Source organism: Nocardioides sp. S5, assembly GCF_017310035.1.
In the GTDB taxonomy this organism is placed as follows: Bacteria; Actinomycetota; Actinomycetes; order Propionibacteriales; family Nocardioidaceae; genus Nocardioides.
In genome coordinates this window covers 2,120,940-2,142,377 of record NZ_CP022296.1, presented here as the reverse complement: position 1 = coordinate 2,142,377, position 21,438 = coordinate 2,120,940, and the positions used below count along the sequence as shown (strand labels likewise).

General features: G+C 72.0%; 16 protein-coding genes. 8 read left to right on the top strand and 8 right to left on the bottom strand.

Annotated features, from left to right (window positions below; translation table 11 throughout):
* Positions 1-75: 75 nt before the first annotated feature.
* Together CFI00_RS10565 and CFI00_RS10560 are read left to right on the top strand one after the other, a co-directional pair.
* Positions 76-1,215, top strand: coding sequence for a sensor histidine kinase (locus CFI00_RS10565; RefSeq protein WP_207085094.1), 1,140 nt, complete (start codon positions 76-78; stop codon positions 1,213-1,215).
* Positions 1,212-1,868 (top strand): response regulator transcription factor, encoded by a 657-nt coding sequence (locus tag CFI00_RS10560; protein WP_207085093.1) that lies wholly within the window; start codon positions 1,212-1,214, stop codon positions 1,866-1,868. Before CFI00_RS10565 ends, CFI00_RS10560 begins: the two co-directional genes overlap by 4 nt.
* On the opposite strand, the gene CFI00_RS10555 is transcribed toward CFI00_RS10560, so the two are convergent.
* Entirely contained in the window at positions 1,865-2,083 is a 219-nt protein-coding gene (locus tag CFI00_RS10555; RefSeq protein ID WP_207085092.1) for a hypothetical protein, read from the bottom strand. The genes CFI00_RS10560 and CFI00_RS10555 overlap by 4 nt on opposite strands.
* 135 nt (positions 2,084-2,218) lie before the next feature.
* Here CFI00_RS10555 and CFI00_RS10550 point away from each other — a divergent pair, with 135 nt between their 5' ends.
* Together CFI00_RS10550 and CFI00_RS10545 are read left to right on the top strand one after the other, a co-directional pair.
* Positions 2,219-6,757: an ATP-dependent helicase gene (locus tag CFI00_RS10550; RefSeq protein WP_207085091.1), complete on the top strand. Its 4,539-nt coding sequence runs from the start codon at positions 2,219-2,221 to the stop codon at positions 6,755-6,757.
* Entirely contained in the window at positions 6,750-7,544 is a 795-nt protein-coding gene (locus CFI00_RS10545) for an Fpg/Nei family DNA glycosylase (RefSeq protein WP_207085090.1), read from the top strand. The genes CFI00_RS10550 and CFI00_RS10545 overlap by 8 nt, the downstream gene beginning before the upstream one ends.
* An 18-nt stretch (positions 7,545-7,562) precedes the next feature.
* Here CFI00_RS10545 and CFI00_RS10540 read toward each other — a convergent pair whose 3' ends face one another.
* Positions 7,563-7,871, bottom strand: coding sequence for a helix-turn-helix transcriptional regulator (locus tag CFI00_RS10540; protein ID WP_207085089.1), 309 nt, complete (start codon positions 7,869-7,871; stop codon positions 7,563-7,565).
* 44 nt (positions 7,872-7,915) lie between these two features.
* Positions 7,916-8,407, bottom strand: a complete 492-nt coding sequence (locus CFI00_RS10535) for a CinA family protein (RefSeq protein WP_207085088.1) — start codon at positions 8,405-8,407, stop codon at positions 7,916-7,918.
* A gap of 18 nt (positions 8,408-8,425) precedes the next feature.
* Here CFI00_RS10535 and CFI00_RS10530 point away from each other — a divergent pair, with 18 nt between their 5' ends.
* Positions 8,426-10,192 (top strand): glycoside hydrolase family 15 protein, encoded by a 1,767-nt coding sequence (locus CFI00_RS10530; RefSeq protein ID WP_207085087.1) that lies wholly within the window; start codon positions 8,426-8,428, stop codon positions 10,190-10,192.
* Positions 10,193-10,271: 79 nt separating this feature from the next.
* Here the strand turns inward: CFI00_RS10530 and CFI00_RS10525 are convergent, their stop codons facing one another.
* The 4 genes from CFI00_RS10525 to rimO all read right to left on the bottom strand — a co-directional run bounded on the left by CFI00_RS10525 (position 10,272) and on the right by rimO (position 17,908).
* Positions 10,272-12,599 (bottom strand): 5'-nucleotidase C-terminal domain-containing protein, encoded by a 2,328-nt coding sequence (locus tag CFI00_RS10525; protein WP_207085086.1) that lies wholly within the window; start codon positions 12,597-12,599, stop codon positions 10,272-10,274.
* A 186-nt stretch (positions 12,600-12,785) separates the two neighbouring features.
* Positions 12,786-15,692: an ExeM/NucH family extracellular endonuclease gene (locus tag CFI00_RS10520; protein WP_207085085.1), complete on the bottom strand. Its 2,907-nt coding sequence runs from the start codon at positions 15,690-15,692 to the stop codon at positions 12,786-12,788.
* A 141-nt stretch (positions 15,693-15,833) separates the two neighbouring features.
* A complete protein-coding gene (gene pgsA, locus CFI00_RS10515) occupies positions 15,834-16,457 on the bottom strand; it encodes a CDP-diacylglycerol--glycerol-3-phosphate 3-phosphatidyltransferase (protein WP_207085084.1) in 624 nt (207 codons plus the stop codon).
* Positions 16,454-17,908, bottom strand: a complete 1,455-nt coding sequence (gene rimO / locus CFI00_RS10510) for a 30S ribosomal protein S12 methylthiotransferase RimO (RefSeq protein ID WP_207085460.1) — start codon at positions 17,906-17,908, stop codon at positions 16,454-16,456. The genes pgsA and rimO overlap by 4 nt, the downstream gene beginning before the upstream one ends.
* Positions 17,909-18,216: 308 nt before the next feature.
* Between rimO and CFI00_RS10505 the strand changes: the two genes are divergently transcribed.
* Positions 18,217-19,653, top strand: coding sequence for an HNH endonuclease signature motif containing protein (locus tag CFI00_RS10505; protein ID WP_207085083.1), 1,437 nt, complete (start codon positions 18,217-18,219; stop codon positions 19,651-19,653).
* A gap of 183 nt (positions 19,654-19,836) precedes the next feature.
* Positions 19,837-20,337, top strand: a complete 501-nt coding sequence (locus CFI00_RS10500; RefSeq protein ID WP_207085082.1) for an NUDIX hydrolase — start codon at positions 19,837-19,839, stop codon at positions 20,335-20,337.
* A 36-nt stretch (positions 20,338-20,373) separates the two neighbouring features.
* Here CFI00_RS10500 and CFI00_RS10495 read toward each other — a convergent pair whose 3' ends face one another.
* Positions 20,374-20,667, bottom strand: a complete 294-nt coding sequence (locus CFI00_RS10495; protein WP_207085081.1) for a hypothetical protein — start codon at positions 20,665-20,667, stop codon at positions 20,374-20,376.
* A 56-nt stretch (positions 20,668-20,723) separates the two neighbouring features.
* On the opposite strand from CFI00_RS10495, the gene CFI00_RS10490 reads away from it, so the two are divergent.
* Entirely contained in the window at positions 20,724-21,434 is a 711-nt protein-coding gene (locus tag CFI00_RS10490; RefSeq protein WP_207085080.1) for a hypothetical protein, read from the top strand.
* Positions 21,435-21,438 lie beyond the last annotated feature (4 nt).

Genomic DNA, 21,438 nt, shown 5'->3' with positions numbered 1-21,438 from the left:
ATCGGCTCGACGGCCGGTCCTGCACTGGCCGAAAGTACGGCCCCCTGGACGCCGCTGCGTCCCTAGGCTGGGGAGGTGAGCAACCCACTGCGGTCCCTGCTGGAGGAGCCCCGGCCCTCGCCCCCGCCGGCGCGGGTCTGGCGCGACTGGGCGCTCCTCGGGCTCGTGACGGTCCTGGCGCTGCTGGAGTGGTCGCTGCGCGACGACCTGCCGCTGCCGGGGCTGTCGGTGGCGCTGGCCGTGGGACTGGCCCCGCTGCTGCTGTGGCGGCGTACGCACCCGCTCGCCGTGGTCGCGGCCGCCTTCGGTGCGATCACGGTCGTCGACCTCGGTGTGCTCGCGTCCGGCGCGCAGACGCTCGACATCTACACGATGGTCTATCTCCTGCTGCTGCCCTACGCGCTCGTCCGGTGGGGGTCAGGACGGGAGGCGGTGGCGGGACTGGCCGTCATCGCGGTCCCCGCCGTGCTGAGCCTCGTCGTCAGCTGGAGCGGGGTGGGCGACGCGATCGGCGGGATCGGCGTCCTGATGGCCGCCTTCGCCCTGGGCTGGGCCGTGCGCTCCCAGGACAACGCCCGGAAGCGCAGGCTGGAGCAGGTGAAGTCGGAGGAGCGGGTCCTGCTGGCGCGCGAGCTCCACGACACGGTGGCCCACCACGTCTCCGCCATCGCCGTCCACGCCCAGGCCGGACGCGCACTCGCGGCCACCAGCCCCTCGGCGCCGCTCGAGGCGCTGGAGGTCATCGAGGTGGAGGCATCGCGCACGCTCGCCGAGATGCGGGCGATGGTCCGCGTGCTGCGCAACGAGTCGCCCGCCGACTACGCCCCCCAGCCCGGCGTGGCCGACCTCGAGCGGCTGGCCGGCGCGTCGCCTGCGGGGCCGCGGGTGGAGGTCGGGGTCTCGGGTGACCTCGCCGCCCTCCCGACGGCGATCGACGCCGCTGTCTACCGGATCGCCCAGGAGGCGGTCACCAACGCGCTGCGCCATGCGCGCAACGCCACCCTGGTCGACGTACGCGTCGCGGGCGACCGGTCGGCGGTCAGCCTCGTCGTCCGCGACGACGGAGAGCCGGCTCCGGCCGCGCCCGGAGCGGGGTTCGGCATCACCGGGATGGTCGAGCGGGCGCTGCTCCTGGGCGGCACCTGCCAGGTGGGCCCCTCCCCCGGCCGCGGCTGGGCCGTCACCGCGACGCTGCCCCGCCAGGTGCCGGCATGAGCATCCGGGTGCTGGTCGCCGACGACCAGGACCTCGTGCGCACCGGGCTGCGGTTGATCCTGGGCACCCTGGACGGCATCGAGGTCGTGGGAGAGGCACACGACGGGCAGGAGGCGGTGCGGCTGGCCCGCGAGCTGCGTCCCGACGTGTGCCTGATGGACATCCGGATGCCCCTGCTCGACGGCGTCGAGGCGACCCGCGTGCTGGCCGGGCCGGGCGTCGCGGACCCCGTCGCGGTCGTCGTGATCACCACCTTCGACCTCGACGAGTACGTCCACGGTGCGCTCGCGGCCGGGGCCACCGGCTTCCTGCTGAAGGACGCCGGCCCCGAGCTGCTCGGCGAGGCGATCCGGGCGGCCGTCCGGGGTGACTCGCTCATCTCGCCCAGCATCACGCGCCGGCTGCTGTCGACGTTCGCGCGCACCGGCCGCACAGCTCCTCCCGCCCAGCCCATCGACCCCCTCACCGAGCGCGAGGAGCAGGTGCTGCTCACCCTCGCGCGAGGGCGTACGAACGCGGAGATCGCCGCCGAGCTGCACATCAGCCTCAGCACGGTGAAGACCCACATCGGCAGCCTCATGACCAAGCTCGGCGCCCGCAACCGGGTGGAGGTCGCGATGTGGGGCTACGAGACCGGGCGACTCAGGGACTAGGACCCGAGCCCCAGCTCACCGATCCGCGCCCGCAGGCTGCCCTCCGCCGAGCGCCAGAGCGTGGCGGAGTGCGCGTGGTGGTGGTGGACCATCGTCCCGGGACGTGCGCGGTCCCGCAGCACCTCCTGCTCGTGGGCGCGGACGGCGAAGGCGTCCGCGGCGTCCGCGAGCGCGCAGAGCACCGCCATCCGCTCCTCGCCCGCCAGCGCCGTCATGGACAGACCTTGCCCAACGGCGTCGTCGAGAAGGCTGCAGCGACGTGGGATTGACCCAAATTGGAGAGTGCCCTCCCCACCGGTCCAGCCCTGGGGGCGGGGCGGGTGTCGTACCCCAGTGCCAGACTGCAACGCATGACCGCCCTCGACCGCTTCAGCGCGCCCACGCGGGCGTGGTTCGAGGCGTCGTTCGCGGGGCCGACGCCGGCACAGGAGGGTGCGTGGTCGAGCATCGCCGAGGGACACCACGCGCTCGTGGTCGCGCCCACCGGCAGCGGCAAGACGCTGAGCGCCTTCCTGCACGCCATCGACCGGCTGCTCAGCACCGAGCGTCCCGACGACAAGTCGCGGCGCACCCGCGTGCTCTACATCTCCCCCCTCAAGGCGCTCGGTGTCGACGTCGAGCGCAACCTCCGCGCCCCCCTGACGGGCATCCGCAACACCGCCGAGCGGCTCGAGACGGCAGTCCCCGAGGTGACGGTCGGGCTGCGGTCCGGTGACACCAGCCCCGCCGACCGCCGCAGGCTCGGCACCACCCCGCCCGACATCCTCATCACGACGCCCGAGTCGCTCTTCCTGATGCTCACCAGCCAGGCGCGCGAGACGCTGCGCGGCGTCGACACGATCATCATCGACGAGGTCCACGCCGTCGCCGGCACCAAGCGCGGCGCCCACCTCGGCATCAGCCTCGAGCGCCTCGACGGCCTGCTCGACAAGCCCGCCCAGCGCATCGGGCTCAGCGCCACCGTCCGCCCGCTCGACGAGGTCGCACGATTCCTCGGCGGCACCCAGCCGGTCGAGATCGTCTCCCCGCCCAGCACCAAGGAGTGGGACCTCCGCGTCGTGGTGCCCGTCGAGGACATGACGATGCCCGGCGACTACGACGAGGACTCCGAGGACCCCGGTCGCGCCACCAGCATCTGGCCCCACGTCGAGGAGCACGTCGTCGACCTCGTCGAGCAGCACCGCTCGACCATCGTCTTCGCCAACTCGCGGCGCCTCGCCGAGCGCCTCACCGCCCGGCTCAACGAGATCGCCACCGAGCGGGCCGAGGGCCGCGACGGCGACGACGACGCGGATGACGGGCCGACGGGGCCGCCGGCCCAGGTGATGGCCCAGTCCGGCCAGAGCAGCGGCGCCGGCACGATCATCGCCAAGGCCCACCACGGCTCGGTCTCCAAGGAGCAGCGCGCGGTCATCGAGGACGACCTCAAGCGCGGGCGCCTGCCCTGCGTGGTCGCCACCAGCAGCCTCGAGCTCGGCATCGACATGGGCTCGGTCGACCTGGTCGTCCAGATCGAGTCGCCGCCCAGCGTCGCGAGCGCGCTCCAGCGCGTCGGCCGCGCCGGCCACCAGGTCGGCGAGGTCAGCCGCGGCGTCCTCTTCCCCAAGCACCGCGGCGACCTCGCCCAGACGGCCGTGTCGGTCGAGCGGATGCGCAGCGGCGCCATCGAGAAGCTCTCGGTGCCCACCAACCCCCTCGACGTGCTCGCCCAGCAGGTCGTGGCGATGCTGGCGATGGACGAGTGGGACGTCGACGAGATGTACGCCCTCATGACCCGCGCCGCGTCCTACTCGCAGCTCCCCCGCTCCGCCTTCGACGCCACCCTCGACCTGCTCAGCGGCCGCTACCCCAGCGACGAGTTCGCCGAGCTGCGGCCGCGCATCGTCTGGGACCGCGTCACCGGCACCCTCAGCGGCCGGCCCGGCGCCCAACGCCTCGCGGTCACCAGCGGCGGCACCATCCCCGACCGCGGCCTCTTCGGTGTCTTCCTCGTCGGGGAGAAGGCCAGCCGCGTCGGCGAGCTCGACGAGGAGATGGTCTACGAGTCGCGCGTCGGCGACATCTTCGCCCTCGGCGCGACGAGCTGGCGCATCGAGGACATCACCCACGACCGCGTGCTCGTGACCCCCGCCCCCGGCATCCCCGGCCGCCTGCCCTTCTGGAAGGGCGACGCCCTCGGCCGGCCCGCCGAGCTCGGTGCGGCCGTCGGCGCCTTCACCCGCGAGCTCGCCGCCCTGCCGGCCGCGAAGGCGATCGCCAGCGTGCGCGAGCGCGGTCTCGACCTCAACGCCGCCACCAATCTCGTCACCTACCTCGGCGAGCAGCGCGAGGCCACCCAGGTGGTCCCCCACGACACCCAGGTCCTCGTCGAGCGCTTCCGCGACGAGCTCGGCGACTGGCGACTCGTCGTCCACTCCCCCTACGGCACGCCCGTCCACGCCCCGTGGGCGCTGGCCATCAACGCCCGCCTGCGCGAGCGCTACGACGTCGACGGGCAGGCCGTGGCCTCCGACGACGGCATCGTGATCCGCATCCCCGACACCGACGCCGAGCCGCCCACCGGCGAGGTGATCGTCTTCGAGCCCGAGGAGATCGAGCAGCTCGTCACCCAGGAGGTCGGCGGGTCCGCGCTCTTCGCCAGCCGCTTCCGTGAGTGCGCCGCCCGTGCCCTCCTGCTGCCGCGCCGCGACCCCGGACGCCGCAGCCCGCTGTGGCAGCAGCGCCAGCGCAGCGCCCAGCTCCTCGAGGTCGCCTCGAAGTACCCCGCCTTCCCGATCGTCCTCGAGGCCGTGCGCGAGTGCCTCCAGGACGTCTACGACCTGCCCGCCCTCGTCGCCCTGCTCGGCCGGGTGCAGCGACGCGAGGTGACCGTCGTCGACGTCGCCACCACCTCGCCGAGCCCCTTCGCCCGCAGCCTGCTCTTCGGCTACGTCGCGCAGTTCGTCTACGAAGGCGACTCCCCCATCGCCGAGCGCCGCGCCGCCGCGCTGTCGCTCGACCAGGGCCTGCTCGCCGAGCTCCTCGGCCGCGCCGAGCTGCGCGAGCTGCTCGACCCCGAGGTGCTCGCCGAGGTGGAGTCCGAGCTCCAGTGGCTCGCCGACGACCGCCGCGCCCGCGACGCCGAGGCCGTCGCCGACCTGCTGCGCCTCGTCGGTCCGCTGTCGACCGAGGAGATCCGCGTCCGCTCGGTCGAGGGGGCCGACGTCGAGGGCTGGATGGCCTCGCTGGCCGACGTACGCCGTGTCGTGCAGGTCCGGATGGCCGGCGACGACCGCTGGACCGCCATCGAGGACATCGGTCGCCTGCGCGACGGGCTCGGCGTGCCGGTCCCGGTCGGCACCCCCGACGCCTTCCTCCAGCTGCCCGAGGACCCGCTCGGCGACCTCGTGTCGCGCTACGCCCGCAGCCACGGCCCCTTCACCACCGCCGAGGTCGCCACCCGGCTCGGCCTCGGCGAGGCCGTCGCCCGCCAGACCCTCCAGCGCCTGGGCCACCGCGGCCGGGTCCTCGACGGCGAGTTCCGCCCCTCCGGCTCCGGCACCGAGTGGTGCGACGCCGAGGTGCTGCGCAAGCTGCGCCGGCGTTCGCTCGCCCGGCTGCGCCAGGAGATCGAGCCGGTCGCCCACGACGCGGTCGCCCGCTTCCTGCCCGCGTGGCAACGCGTAGGAGGGTCCCTGCGGGGCGTGGACGGGGTCGTGGCGGCCATCGACCAGCTCGCCGGCTGCCCGGTGCCCGCCAGCGCCCTCGAGCCGCTGGTGCTCGCCGCGCGCGTCCGCGACTACGAGCCCTCCATGCTCGACGAGCTCACCGCCTCCGGTGAGGTCATCTGGACCGGCCACGCCCCCCTCCCGGGCAGCGACGGCTGGGTCAGCCTCCACCTCGCCGACCAGGCCCACCTCACCCTCCCCGAGCTCGAGGGCGACGAGCCGACCGGCGTGCAGCGCGCGGTGCTCGACCTGCTCGACGGTGGAGGCGCGTGGTTCTTCCGGCAGCTCGCCGACCGCGTCGGCTCCACCAGCGACGCCGAGCTCTCCACCGCCCTGTGGGAGCTGGTCTGGCGCGGACTGGTCACCAACGACACCCTCACCCCGCTGCGGGCGCTGGTCCGCACCGGGACGCCCTCGCACCGCACCCGGCGTACGCCACCGAGGCTGGGGCGCACCACGGGCGGTCGGATGCCTGCGCGCACCGGGCCGCCCGAGACCGCCGGGCGGTGGGCGCTGCTGCCCGAGCGCGACACCGACCCCACCCGCCGGGCCAAGGCCCGCGCCGAGCACCTCCTCGAGCGCCACGGCGTCGTCACCCGTGGCGCGGTGGTCAGCGAGCGCGTCGCCGGCGGCTTCGCCGGCGTCTACAAGGTGCTCAGCGCCTTCGAGGACACCGGACGCTGTCGCCGCGGCTACTTCATCGAGGGCCTCGGAGCCGCCCAGTTCGGCAGCGCCGGCGCGATCGACCGGCTGCGCACCTTCGCCGAGCGCGCCAGCGCCACCGGTGGCGCCAAGCCCGCAGTGGTGGCGCTCGCCGCGACCGACCCGGCCAACGTCTTCGGAGCCGCGCTCCCCTGGCCCGAGCCGCTCGACCCCGACCGCGCCGGACATCGTCCCGGACGCAAGGCCGGCGCCCTGGTGGTGACCGTCGACGGCGACCTGACCGTCTACGTCGAGCGCGGCGGGCGCACCCTGCTGACGTGGAGCGACGACCCCGACGTGCTCACCCCCGCGATGGCCGCACTGGCCGACGCCGCCCGCCGTGGAGCGCTCGGCAAGCTCACCGTCGAGAAGGTCGACGGGCAGGCGCTGATCGGAAACGGTGGCGAGACGCCGATCCGTGTGGCACTGTCAGCGGCCGGGTTCATCGCGACGCCGAAGGGGTTGAGACTGCGTGCCTGAGGGTGACACCGTCTGGCGCGCTGCCGCCAAGCTCGACCGCGCCCTCACCGGCCACCGGCTGACGATCTCCGACTTCCGGGTGCCGGGCTACGCCACCTGGGACCTCACCGGCGGCACCGTGATCCGCACCCTGTCGCGCGGCAAGCACCTGCTCACCCGCATCGACGCGGACCGCGCCTGGACGCTCCACACGCACCTCAAGATGGAGGGCTCCTGGCACGTCTACCCCGAGGGCGAGAAGTGGCGCCGTCCCGCCGAGCAGGTGCGCGTCGTGCTCGGCATCCAGACCCGCAAGGCCGTGGGCTTCTCCCTCGGCATCGTCGAGATCGTGCCGCGCCAGGACGAGGCCGCCCTGGTCGCCCACCTCGGCCCCGACCTCCTCGGCCCCGACTGGGACGAGGAGCGCGCCCTGCACAACCTCCGCGCCGAGCCCGCCCGCCCGGTCGGCCAGGCCCTGCTCGACCAACGCAACCTCGCCGGCGTCGGCAACATGTACATGGCCGAGCTGTGCTTCACCAGCGGCATCCACCCGGCGACGCCGCTGCACCTCGTGGGCGACCTGCCCCGCCTGGTGCGGCGCGCCAAGCAGATGCTCGAGGTCAACAAGGAGCGCGCGATCCAGACCACCACGGGCGACCTGCGCCCGCGGGAGCGGATGTGGGTCTACCGCCGCGACACCTCGCCCTGCCGGCGCTGCGAGACCCCGATCCGGGTCGAGATGCTCGGCGAACCGGGCCGGGAGCGGGCGGCGTACTGGTGCCCGAGCTGCCAGCCGGCTGACTTCTGACCCGAGGTGGGCGCAGGGTCAGGCGGCGGAGGCGACCACGTCGCCGGAGCGTCGTACGGCCGTGATGGGCGTCGTGACGATCTTCAGGGCGGCCTCCTCGACGGCCACCGCGTCGGCGACGTCGCGCAGCACGTCGGACAGCGGCAGGTCCATAGCCTGGCACAGCGAGGCGAGCAGCTCCGAGGAGGCTTCCTTCTGGCCGCGCTCGATCTCGGAGATGTAGCCCAGGCTGACTCGGGCCTGGGCAGAGAGCTCGCGCAGGGTCATCCCGCGCTGCATCCGCGCACCGCGCAGCACGTCACCGAGCAGACGTCGGAAGAGCACCATGCGCGAGTCCTTACTCTGGTCGAGGCAGGTCGTGAGGTCCAACGCTACCCGAGGGCTCCTTCTTCCCGCAGGTGGTCCACCAGGAGGGCCAGCACGGCCTCGCACGTGGCCTGGCGGATCATCAGCCGGTCCCCGCGCAGCTCGAGCCGGTGTGCGGCCACCAGCCCCGGGCCGGCGAGCGCCACCCAGACCGTGCCCACGGACTGCCCCTCCTGCTCGTCGGGGCCGGCGACGCCGGTCGTGGCGAGCCCCCACGTGGCGTCCAGCCTGGTGCGTACGCCGCACGCCATCGCCTCCGCGCACTCCTGCGAGACCACCCCGTGCTGCTCGACCAGGTCGGCCGGCACGTCGAGGGCCGAGATCTTGATGCGGGTGGCGTAGGAGACCACGCCACCGACGAAGCTCCGCGAGGCGCCGGGCACGTCGGTGAGCAGCGCTGCGAGCAGCCCGCCGGTCAACGACTCGGCCGTCGCGACGGTCTCCCCCCGTCGGGCGAGCGAGTCCAGGACGCGCACGGCGATCGACGGCTCCCACATGTCAGGGACACTAGCGCCATGGCACTCCCCATCGAGGACTATGCGCTCATCGGTGATCGCGGCACCGCGGCCCTGGTCGGCAAGGACGGCTCGATCGACTGGCTGTGCCTGCCCCGCTTCGACTCCCCCGCCTGCTTCGCTGCCCTGCTGGGCACCGAGGAGCACGGCCGCTGGCTGCTCGCGCCGGCCGAGCCGGTCCTCACGACCAGCCGCCGCTACGTCGACGGCACGGCGCTGCTGGAGACCACCTTCACGACCGCCGACGGCGAGCTGGTGCTGCTCGACGTGATGCCGACCGGCGACGGGCGCGCGGACGTCGTACGCCGCCTCACCTGCACCCGCGGCTCGGTGCGGGTGCGCCACGACTGGGTGGTGCGCACCGACTACGGCAAGGTCCGCCCCTGGGTGCGGCACGAGGAGGCGCACGGCGAGGACGTGGTCATCGCGGTCGCCGGTCCCGACATGTTCGTGCTGCGCGGGCCGCGCCTCCCCCACGGTCACGCCGGCCACCACCGTGACGAGTTCGACCTCTCGGCCGGCGAGAGCGTGACCTACTCGATGACCTGGGCCCGGTCGTGGCGCGACGTCCCGGCACCGCTGGGGCTCAGCGAGCGCATCGAGGCGACCACGGCACGCCAGCGCGCCTGGTCGGAGCGCTGCCCCGACGACGTGCCGCACGCCGACCTCGTACGCCGCAGCCTGCTGACGCTGCTGCTGATGACCCACGCCGAGACCGGCGGCATCGTCGCGGCTCCGACGACGTCGCTGCCGGAGGACTTCGGTGGCGAGCGCAACTGGGACTACCGCTTCTGCTGGCTCCGCGACGCCGCGCTCACGCTCGAGTCGCTGCTGGGCGCGGGCTACGACACCGAGGCGCTCGCGTGGCGCGGCTGGCTGCTGCGCGCGGTCGCCGGCGACCCGGCGGACCTCCAGATCATGTACACCGTCGACGGGGGCCGCCAGCTCCCCGAGATGGAGCTCCCCCACCTCCCGGGCTACGCGGACAGCCTGCCGGTGCGCATCGGCAACGGCGCGGTCTGCCAGCGGCAGAACGACGTGCTCGGTGAGGTGATGATCGCGCTCGAGCTCGCGCGACAGGCCGGCCTCCACGAGAGCGCGAACTCGTGGGCCCTGCAGCGGGCGCTGGTCGACGACCTGGCCGAGCACTGGGACGACCCCGACAACGGCCTGTGGGAGATCCGCGGGCCGCAGCGCCACTTCACCCACTCCCGCGTCATGGTCTGGGTCGCCTTCGACCGCGCGATCCGGGCCGTGGAGGAGCACGGGCTCGAAGGGCCCGTGGAGCGCTGGCGCGAGCTGCGTGACCGGGTGCGCGACGAGGTGCTCGACAAGGGGTACGACGAGGAGCGCGGCACCTTCACCCAGCACTACGACACCGCCGAGGTCGACGCCTCGCTGCTCACCCTCCCCCTCGTGGGCTTCCTCCCGCCCGACGACCCGCGCGTGCTCGGCACGATCGATGCGGTCGTCGAGGACCTGATGCGCGACGGCCTGCTCCTGCGCTACCGCACCGTCTCGGGCGTCGACGGCCTGCGGGGCGACGAGCACCCGTTCCTCGCCTGCTCCTTCTGGCTGGTCTCGGCGCTCGCGGCGGCGGGTCGTCGGGCGGAGGCCGAGGAGCTGATGGGACGCCTGTGCGGCCTGGCCAACGACGTCGGCCTGCTCTCGGAGGAGTACGACGTCGCCCACGACAGGATGGCCGGCAACTTCCCCCAGGCCTTCAGCCACCTCGCGCTCGTGCAGGCGGCGCTCTCGCTGCGATGAGTGGCGTCCCGTGACGCACCGGGGCCCGGCCGTCGCGGACGACGACCGGGCCCCGGTCACTGCTCATCTGGTCGGAGCGTCAGTTGCGACGCACCCGCACGGTGATGACCTGCTTGTCACCGCGGATCTTGCGGTTGCCGAGGTAGGACACCACGATCTTCTTCTTGCCGGTCTTGGCGAAGCGGTCCAGGCGCAGGAACGCCCTGCCCTTCTTGAGCTTGACCTTGTAGGTCTTGCCGCCGGCCTTGACCTTGACCTTGCCCGTGACCTTGGCGATGCCGAACGCCGAGGCCTTGATCTTGACCCGGGTGCGGGTCTCGCCGCGGACGATGCGCCCGGGCTTGGTGCGGGCCTTGAGCACGCCCTTGGCCTTGCGCACGTCGATCGGCAGCGAGAACGTCGTGCCGGTCGTCGGGCCGGTGAAGGTCAGCAGCTGCTTGCCGGTGCGCGTCTTGCCCTTGAGCTTGACGTCGACCGAGCTGCGTCCGCTCTCGTCGAACGGCGTGGCGTCGATGGTGTTGTCGACCGGCGTCGGGTTCAGCGTGCGGTCGCCGACCTTGATGTTGAGGAGGGCGTCGCGGGGGTCGCTCGGCCCGGTCATCATCAGCGAGGAGAGCTTGAGCTCCACGTCCTGGCCGATGCGGTAGAACCGCGGAGCGCTCGCGGGCCAGGTGACTCCGACCTGCTGCTGGTAGGTGTTGACCGGGAGCGCCGTCTTCGAGGCGAACGCTGCCATGTAGTCGACCATGGCCTGCAGGTCGACCTTGCCGGTGTCGCGCTTGCCCGTGGCCTGGTTGAAGGCACGGAAGTTGTCGCCGCCACCGGCCAGGAAGGAGTTCGCCGTCACCGAGTACGTCGTCGCCGGCTCGATCGCCTTGCCGTCGAGCCACATGCCTGTGATGCGGTCGCCCTCGGGGCGGGTGGCGTCGTAGGTCGAGAAGAAGCCCTTCGAGACGCCGAGGCGCAGGAAGGGGCGCGTCGGCACGGCACCCTTGTCGTCACGCTGCCACTGCTGCTCCAGCAGCGTCTTGATCTGGGCGCCGGTCATCTTCATGTTGACCAGGGTGTTGGCGAACGACTGGACGATCGCCGCCTGCTTGTAGGTGAGCGTGGCCGGGTAGCCGCCCGCGACACCGCGCATGTCGTCGCGCAGGCCGCCGGGGTTCATGAAGGCGATCTGCGCCGCACCGGACTCGGGGGCAGCAGTTGCCCAGCGCTGGACCTCGGCGACGAGGTTGCCCAAGGTGGACTCGCCACCGCGGCTGTCGGTGCCGTTCGCCAGGCGTGCGCGGTCGAAGGGGCCGGCGATCTTGCCGAGCTCGACCGCTCCGAGGACCTCGGCCTGGGCGACGGCGGCGTCGACGATGGACTTGACCTCGGCCTTCTTGTCGACCGCGGCCGGAGCGGTGATCGGCAGCGACGCAGCCGCGACGACCTCGTTGGTCTTGAGGACGACGTCGTTCGTGTCGGGGTCGACGCTGAAGACCAGCTGGTTGAGGTTCGTGCCGTACTGGCCGGCCGAGACCACTGGAATGCCTCTGATCACGTGGTTGTACTTGACGTGCGTGTGGCCCGAGATGATGGCGTTGACGTTGTCGACGTTGACGCCGTTGACGATCCGGCTGAAGGGGTTGTCCTTGGTGCTGGCGTCGGCCAGCTCATCGGTGGGGGCACCCTCGTGAACCAGCAGGATGACCAGGTCGGCGCCGTCGGCCTTGAGGCGGGCGGCCGCGGTGTTGGTCTCGGCGATGATGCTGTTGATCGCGAGATCCTTGATCCCGGTCGGGCTGACCAGTGACGAGAGCTCCTCGGTCACGCCACCGATGAAGCCGACCTCGACGCCGCCCACGGTGGTCGTCCAGGTGCCGCCGTCGGACTCGTCGACGGGGTCGGGCGTGCGGTCAGTGATGTCGGGCAGCGCGTAGGAGCTGTCGGACTTCTTGCGCACGTTGGCGGCGATGTACTGCCACAGCGCGCCGCCGTACGGGTTGGCGGTGGCGTCGAAGGGCGCCATCACGCGGCTGACGAGGTCGCCGTAGCCCTGGTCGAACTCGTGGTTGCCGGCCGCCGACACGTCGAGGCCGGCCGCGTTGAGCGCGTCGATGGTGGGCTTGTCCTTCTGGATGAAGGACTCGAAGGTGGAGGCCCCGATCAGGTCACCGGCTGCGGCGAAGATCGTGTTGGGGTTGGTGGACTCGAGCTCGGTGACGGCCGCGGCGAACTGGGCGGCGCCGGCCTCACCGCGGTTCGGCAGGAGCCGGCCGTGGAAGTCGTTGGTGGCGAGGATCTGGATGTCGACAGGAGCAGCCTGTGCGGGACTCGCCGTGATGACGGCGAGCGGCGCGGCGACCAGCCCTGTGAGGGTGGCGGCAAGGGCGACCTTGCGACCGGATCGTGATGCTGACACGAAGTGGCCTCTTTCGAGAGTGATGGAGGTGTGAGTCGGGTCACCCTAACTCCCCACGCAGGGGCGCGAATCCCCTGCGTGGGCGAGAAAGGGCCGACGGCCCGGCCTCCCGGATGGGCGACCGGGCCGTCGTGGTGGAGCGTCGTGCAGTGGTGCTGGGTGCGCAGTGCGCGGGAGCCCGGATCGTCAGTTGCGACCGAAGCCGAGGTGGCGCCCCGGACGGGTCTCGATCCCCACGACCTCAGGGTTGTGGTCGGAGGACCGGAACGGACCGTCGGCGTAGAGGTTGGTGATGTTGCTGTTGAACCGGGCGTACTCGTAGTAGACCGACTCGCTGGCGTTGATGTCCCAGATGTCGACACCGACGACGTCGGCGAGGGCCGCCTCGTTGGCGAGGACGTGGTCCAGCGAGCCGACCATGCCGTCGAAGTTGTAGCTCTCCTCGTCGGGGTCGCTCGTCGACTCCAGGCTCGTGTAGCCGGCCTCCTCGAGGACCTGGATCGGGTCCTCCTCCGAGTAGGCGTTGAAGTCACCTGCGAGGAAGACGCGGGAGATCCCGCGCGTGGCCTTGAACTCGTCGGCGAACGTCGCGAGGGCCTCTGCCTGCAGGATCCTGACGTCGTTGGCGTTGCCCTGACCGTCGGGGTCCGGCGTGCCGGAGCCCTTGGACTTGAAGTGGTTCACGACCACCGCGAACGCGCGGCGGTCCGGCGTACGAACCTGCTTGAAGGCCTGGGCGAGGGGCTCACGAGCGTCCTCGAAGGCTTCTCCTTCCGAGGACTGGTCGCTGAGCACGACGGAGTCTCCGACCAGCCGCACGTCAGCCGGCCGGTAGATGAACCCGTTGCGGATGACGTCCTGCTCGCCCAGCGGCGGCAGGGTCGCGGGCGACGGGACGGCCGCCCACGTGCCGGCACCGGCGTCGGCGTTGAGTGCCGCCACCAGCTCGTTGATGGCGAAGTCACGGTCCTTGCCGAACTTCGCCGAGTTCTCGAGCTCCTCGAGGGAGACGACGTCGGCGTCGACGGTGTTGATGGCCGCGACGATCTTGTCGCGCTGCCGCTCGAGGTTGGCCTCGTTCGCAGCACCACGGGGACCGTCGGGGTTGCAACGGTTGTTGGTGATGTTGTTGCCTTCGCGGTCGCGGAAGTAGGAGCAGGTGCCGAGACCGGATGCGACGAACTCCTCGCCCGTGGTCGGGAAGAAGTTCAGCACGTTGAACGTCGCCAGCTTGACGTCGCCACCGACCTCTTCGGGAGCGAGGTTGTCGGCGCGGGTCTGCTCGACCTGCGGCTGCGTCGCCGACGGCTCCCCCACCACTCGCGTGGTGGGCAGCAGCCGCCAGGCGTTGAAGCCCTCGGTGAAGACGACCGGCTCGGGGAACGTGACAGCTGCCCCCACGCGGACCGAGTGCTCGGCCGTCAGCCACGGGAACGGCTGGCCGGTGTTGGCCGCAGACGAGTAGTTGAGGCTCGAGCCATCGTCCAGGATGATGCGGTGGGCGTTGTTGTACGCCGTGCGCTGGGCGATGAGCGCCTTCTCGGTCTGCGCGTCGTAGAGCTCGGTCGGCGTGACCAGCGGCTCGTCGGTCCCGGCCGCGAGGCCGATCTCGCCGAACATGCCGGACGAGGAGGAGTTGCCGGCCCAGAACGGGCTACCGTCGTAGACGTCGGTCACGGTGAAGTCGGCGGTGGGCTCGAGGAGCTCGCCCTCCATCGCCTCGCGCGCCGGCGCCAGGTCGGCGACGGTGTCGCAGGCGGCGCCCGGCAGCTCGCACCTCGTGCCCGGGATGGTGGACTTCGACGTGACGTCACCCAGGTCGGCGACGGGCGTCACCGAGCCTGCGCCCGCGTTGATCTGGGTCTGACCGTTGAACTCGCCGGCGACGCCGGTCACCGCGACGGAGTCGCCGACGGCCGGGTAGTCGGCGAACCCACTCGTGCCGCCGTAGACGAAGATCGCGTCTGAGGCCTCCGGGGTGTCGGCACCAGGAGTCTGGATGTAGAAGCCGTTGAGGCCACCGGTCGGGTAGGACGCGGTGACGACGCCCTGGGCCTTCACGTTGTCGCGGTCGAGCGGTGTGGCCGGTCCGGTGCCCTGGATGTCGGCGATCGGGATGAGCGCCGCCTCGGGCGCGACGGTGAGGGTGAAGACCACGTCGTCCGTCGCGGGGGTCGGCGTGGCCGAGTCGGTGGCCGTCGCGGTCACGTCGAACGTGCCGGACTCGGTCGGCGTACCGGACACGGCTCCGTCGGTGGCCACCGTGACGCCGGCGGGGAGACCGGTCGCGGTCCAGGTGTACGGCGAGGTGCCGCCCGTTGCCTGCAGCGTGAACTCGGTGAGAGCCTGACCGACCTGGCCCGACTGAGCGCCGGGCGACGTGGCCTCGAGCGCGGTCGGCTCGGGGTCACCGCCGTCGACGTCCGAGGTGTTCTCGGGGTCCGGGGCGGCGACGGTGAAGTCGGCAGAGTTGTCGTCGGTGTCCGCACCGGTGGCGGTGCGGGTGGCGGCGGTCGTCCCGGAGGTCGTGGTGCCCTGGTTGGCGGTCTCGAAGGTGTTCGCCGTGCCGTATCCCACGGCATCGACGACGCCGGTGGCTCCCTTGATGTCACCGGTGGCCGGCGCCAAGGTGGCCTGCTGGTCGCTCAGGATCACCAGGCCGGACGAGCCGGAGAGCGAGAGGGAGCTCGTCACGTCGGGGGTGGGGAGGGCCGCACCGTTCGCCGCGTTGCCGCTGCCCCGGATCAGGTAGTGCCCGCGCGCGGGGATGGTGCCCGTCAGGTTCATCCTGTTGCTGACGTTGGCACCGGACGCACGGGTCGCGCTGCCGTAGAAGACCGCCCACGTGCTCAGGTCGACCGGCGCGCTGGTCGGGTTGTAGAGCTCGATGTAGTCGTGGGTGAAGCTCGAGGTGGGCAGGTCGCCGCTGGCGGCGAAGCCGCCGGCGCCGTAGACCTCGCTGATGACCAGCCCGGGGCCGGCGGTGTTGGCGTTGACGGGGCCTGCTGCGATGGGGGTGAGGCCGGCCGCGAGGAGGGCCAGACCGGCTCCGACCGCGATGCGTCGCGGCGAAGGGAGCGCGGGTGTGCGCATGTGTGCTCCGATGGTTCGGGTTGACGTGACCGTCGCATCTTCACCCACACCGAGCCCCAAACGGAGCCCTGGAGCCAACCTTCTCCTACGAGTGTTGCCAAAAGTTCATCATCGGCTTTGGCGACACCTGTGACCCGGATCTCAGTGGCTGTGCGAGCCCCGCTGCTTGCGCACCTCTCGGACGAACTCCCAGCCCGACCACATGGTCATGACGACCGCGCCGGCGAGCATGACCTGGCTCAGGTAGAAGAGCACCTCGCCCAACGGACCGGGCCAGAAGTCGAAGGCGCTGCCGTGCGCGTCGCCGTGCGGCAGCGGCCAAAGCAGGCCGGCAAGGGCGAAGGCCTGGAGGACCGTCTTGATCTTGCCGCTCTGTGCAGCGGGGATGACCACGGACTTCAGCACCGAGAGGCGCAGCAGGGTGACGCTCCACTCGCGCAGCAGGACGACGATGGTCACCCACCACCAGATGTCGCCGACGATGGACAGGCCGATGAGGGCCATGCCCGTGATCGCCTTGTCGGCGATCGGGTCGGCGATCTTGCCGAAGTCGGTGATCAGGTTGTGCTTGCGGGCCAGGTCACCGTCGATCTTGTCGGTGATCATCGCGACCGCGAAGATCCCGAACGCGACCCAGCGCCACCCCGGGGAGTCGCCTCCGTCCTGCAGCAGCGCCCAGCCGAAGACCGGGACCAGCGCGATGCGCAGCACCGTGAGCACGTTGGCGATGTTGAGGTTCGAGACCTGCTTCTGCTCGGTGGTCATCGGGAGGCTCCGTCCACTCGCGCGATCAGGTCGACGCCGTCGGTCCCGGTGACGGTGGCCGTCAGCAGGTCGCCGGCCCTCGGGCCCTCGGCGCCGGTCAGCAGCGTCGTGCCGTCGACCTCGGGGCCCTGGTGCGCGGCCCGGCCCTCGACGGCGCCGTCGTCGGGGTCGACGTGCTCGACGAGCACGACGACCTCCTCCCCCACGCGCTCCTCGGCGCGCTGGGCGTTGAGCTCCTCGACCAGCGCGGTGACGTGCTCGGTGCGCGCGCGGATCTCGTCGTCGTCGAGCTTGATGTCGTCGCCGAACGCGGCGGCTTCGGTGCCGTCCTCGTCGGAGTAGCCGAAGACGCCGGTGACGTCCATGCGTGCGGCCTCGAGGAAGTCGCACAGCGTCTGCAGGTCGTCCTCGGTCTCGCCGGGGAAGCCGACGATCACGTTGGACCGCACACCGGCGAGCGGTGCGAGGCCGCGGATCTGCTCGAGCAGGCCCAGGAACGACTCGGGGTCACCGAAACGGCGCATCCGGCGCAGCACCGTGGCGCTGGCGTGCTGGAAGGACAGGTCGAAGTAGGGCACGACGCCCGGGGTGTCCGCGATGGCCTCGATCAGGCCCGGGCGGGTCTCGGCGGGCTGGAGGTAGGAGACGCGTACGCGCTCGATGCCGTCTATGCCGGACAGCTCCGGAAGCAGGGTCTCGAGCAGGCGCAGGTCACCGAGGTCCTTGCCGTAGGACGTGGAGTTCTCGCTGACGAGGAAGAGCTCCTTGACGCCCTGCGTGGCGAGCCACTGGCCCTCCTGGAGCACGTCGCTCGGGCGCCGGCTGACGAAGGAGCCTCGGAAGCTCGGGATGGCGCAGAAGGAGCAGCGGCGGTCGCAGCCGCTCGCCAGCTTGAGAGGAGCCATCGGGCCGGCGTCCAGGCGACGGCGTACGGCGCGGGGTCCCGTGGCGGGCGCGCCGGCGCCGATGTCGGTCACGTCCGCGACCTCGACCTGGTGACCCGGCACCGAGATGGTGGAGGCGTCGCGCTCGGTCGGCGTGATCGGCAGCAGCCGGCGGCGGTCCGACGGCGTGTGCGGGTGGTGCACCTCGCCGCCGACGATCGCGCGCAGCTTGGCCGCGATGTCGGGGTAGTCGTCGAAACCGAGGACCGCGTCGGCCTCCGGCAGCGACTCGGCGAGGTCCTTGCCGTAGCGCTCTGCGAGGCAGCCCACCGCGACGACCGCCTGGGCTCGCCCACCGTGCTCGACCTTCAGGTCCGCCGCCTCGAGAAGCGTGTCGACGGAGTCCTTCTTGGCCGCCTCGACGAAGCCGCAGGTGTTGACCACCACGGTGTCGGCGTCCTCCGCGTCGTCGACGAGGATGAAGCCGCCGGCCTCCAGCCGTCCGGCCAGCTCCTCGGAGTCGACCTCGTTGCGGGCACAGCCGAGGGTCACCACGGCGACGTTCAGCGGGGTCGGGGTCTCGGCCTGGGGCTCGTGCTCGGTGGTCGTCATCGCACCCGTGAGTATGCCGGTTCCCTGCGCGCGGAGCCGCACTCCCGGCGCGGTGAGCCGACTCACCCGGCCGATCCCTCGCTCGTCGCCGTTGAGGTGCGAGCGCAGCGGGCCGCGAAACCATTGCTCTCCCTCGCCGGGCGGAGGCCCTCACCTCGGCGGTCGAGCAGCCGAGCGAGGAACGAGCGAGGCGCATCGAGACCCCTCCACAAGACGCCGCCGGCTCGAGGCCGCTGTCAGACCTCTCGTCTAGAATCGAATGCATGATCGAGGAACTGGAAGCGGAACCGGAGGCCGGGGCAGACGTCGCCCTCGGCCCCGCAGCCCTGCTCGCCTCGATCCGCTCCCGCAAGACCGCCGAGGACCAGGCCGCCGCAGACGTCCTGGATCTCGCTGCCCGCTGGGCCGACCTCCACCCGCCCGAGTCCATCCACTACGCCGCGACCTTCGCCGTCGCAGGGTGTGAGCACGAGGAACCGATCGCGGGCCCTGGTACGCCGCTGGTCGCGGAGTTCTGCGTCGCCGAGCTCGGCACCGTGCTGGGCATCACATCGGTGTCGGCGAAGAAGCTCATCGGCCACGCCCTCGAGCTCCGCCACCGCCTGCCGCGGTTGTGGGCGCAGGTCCACGCCGGACGCGTCCCTGCGTGGCGAGCGCGGGCGGTCGCCGAGGCGACCATCCACGCGACTCCCGCGCTCACCGTGGAGGCGGCACGGTTCGTCGACACCCAGGTCGCCGCCGTCGCCGGTCGGATCGGACCCGCGCAGCTCGACCGCCTCGTGGCCGAGACCATCAAGAGGTTCGACCTCGCCGCGGCGGACCCGGCGCGGGACCCCGAGGACGGGTACCTCCACGTCGACCCGCGCCACGTCACCATCCACGACCAGGACGTGCACTTCGCCGGCACCGTCCGGCTCGAGGCCGAGATCGACCTCGCCGACGGACTCGACCTCCAACAAGCACTCGCCCACGGCGCCGCGACCCAGACGGCCCTCGGCTCGCACGAGTCCCTCGACGCCCGCAGGGCCAAGGCGCTCGGCGACCTCGCCCGCACGCAGACCGCACTCGACCTGCACGGTTCTGCTGGTGGTCGAGTAGCCGGTGAGGAACGAGCCGGCGTATCGAGACCAGACCTCCCCGCGGCACGCGAGGTCGTCCTCCACGCCCACTTCGACGCCACCATGGCCGGCGACGCCACGGTCTTCGGGGCGACGGGCCGGCTCGAGGAGGGCCAGCGACTGCTGCTGCTCGACCAGCTCAGGTCCTGGTGCGGCGACTCCCGCACCAAGATCACGGTCAAGCCCGTCATCGACCTCAACCAGGAGAAGTACTCGCCCGGTTACGAGATACCGGACCGGATCCGGGAGCACGTGGTTCTCCGCGACCGCGTGTGCCTCTTCCCGTGGTGCACCCGCCCCGCGCGGGGTTGCGACGTCGACCACGTCACCGAGTACGACCATCACGCCGACGCGGAAGGCAGACCCCAACCCGGCCCGACCTGGACCGAGAACCTCGGTGCCTTGTGCCGCTTCCACCACCGCCTCAAGACCCACACCGCCTGGCACCACGACATGGTCGCGCCCGGGGTCTTCGAGTGGACGAGCCCGCACGGGCACCGCTACCGAAGAGACCGCACCGGCACCACCGCACTTGACCCACCCGACCCCGGCCCACCCCGGATCCCGTCACCTCGAAGATGACCCCGCCCCACACCCCGCCACCCACGCGATGGCGGGGCCGAAGGCACGTCCGACCAACGTCACGGCTGCGGAGCGGCCCGGCGATGCGACCCGCACGAAGCGCGCACTGACATTCTGAGCCAGGTGGACCTCACGTCAGCCGACTGGCCAAGCCGTTTTCCTCGACTGTTCGAGGAAAGGTACGTGCGCTACGCCGACGCGAGGATCGCGTACTCCAGCGCAGTCGCGCCCGACGACCTCGTCGCGCGCCTGCACGTCGTGGCCGTGACCGAGCGGAACGAGGTCGTGGTGTGCCGGAGCGCCGAGGGCTGGCGCTTCCTGCCGGGTGGCACCCGGGAGCCGGGCGAGTCCCTCGGCGGACTCGCACGGCGGGAGCTGCTCGAAGAGGCGGGCGCCGTCCTGGTAGGACCGGTGGTCCAGTTCTCCGCGCACCGGGCCGACAGCGAGCGCGACCGCCCCTATCGCCCGCACCTTCCCCATCCCCGTTGCTACTGGGCCTACGCCGTCGCGCGGGTGCGGGTCGCGGGCCCGCCGGCCAATCCCTCGGACGGCGAGACCGTGGTCGAGGTGCTGACCTTGCCGGCGCCGCGGGCGGCGGACTACCTCGATGCGGGAGACGACCCCATCCACGCCGACGTCCTGCGGCACGCGGACGCGTTGGGCCTGTTGCACGGGCCCTCCTGACCGCGGCCGCGCCGCAGCCCGGGGCGCGGAGGCAGCTCAGACGTCCAGCAACGAGTCGTCCTGCCAGACGTCGACGTGGCCGGGCGCATAGACGAAGCGCGACCCCGGCGGGCGCCCGAGCAGCTTGCCCAGCTCAGGACAACGCTCCAGTGCATGAGCCACGTGCCAGGGCTGGAAGAAGTCTGCGTCCTGCCGCAGCTCTCCCGTCCAGACGTACCAACCGGTGGTGTCACCCTCCGGCGGATGCCGCAGACCATGGAGCGGCCACTCCCAGACCTCTGCCTCGATCACCGCACGCGACGCCCCGAGCACACCTCCGACACTCCCCATCCCGACACCGTGCCACGAGCCCTCGCCGAGCACCAGCACTCTGCTTTGATCCCAGCATGACCGACTGGGGCGTCCTCGAGCACGCCTACGGGCCGGCCGGGGACGTGCCCGACCTCCTCGCCGCCGCCGAGCGCTCGGGCACGGAGCCCGGCAGCGCGTGGGACGAGCTGTGGAGCCGGCTGTGCCACCAGGGCACCGTCTATCCGGCGAGCCACGCCGGGCTCTCCCACCTCGCCGCGATCGCGGAGCGACAGGGCCCGGCCGGCTACGTCGCGGCGCTCGACCTCGCGTCGGCGATCATCGCCTCGACCGACGGGCCGGTCGCACCGGACGTCGTACGCCACCAGCACGCCGGGGCGATCCGCCGGCTGTGCGAGCTGGCAGAGCGCAACCTCCCGCACGCCTCGACGGATACCGAGCTGATCCACGCCCTCCAGGCACTTGTGGCGTTCGAGGACCTGGGCGTCTGGCAGCGCCACTTGGAGGGTCTGGCGGACGGAGCGCTCCCTCTCACGTGCCCGCGCTGCGGCGCGTTCCTCGTCGCGGACCTGAGCGGCGTCGACCCGCACGTGCGCGACGACACCGACGCATCGGTGCCGACCACTGCCGTACGCCCTGCGGATCCGTCGGAGGGCAGCCTGGGCGCCCGCTTGATCGGCCACGCCGGCGACCACCCCACGGTCGTCCACCGACTCCGCCACGCCCTCGGTGAGGGCGCGTGCCCCGCCTGCGGCGAGGCCTTCCTGGTCGAGCACGCCCTGGCCTGACGTG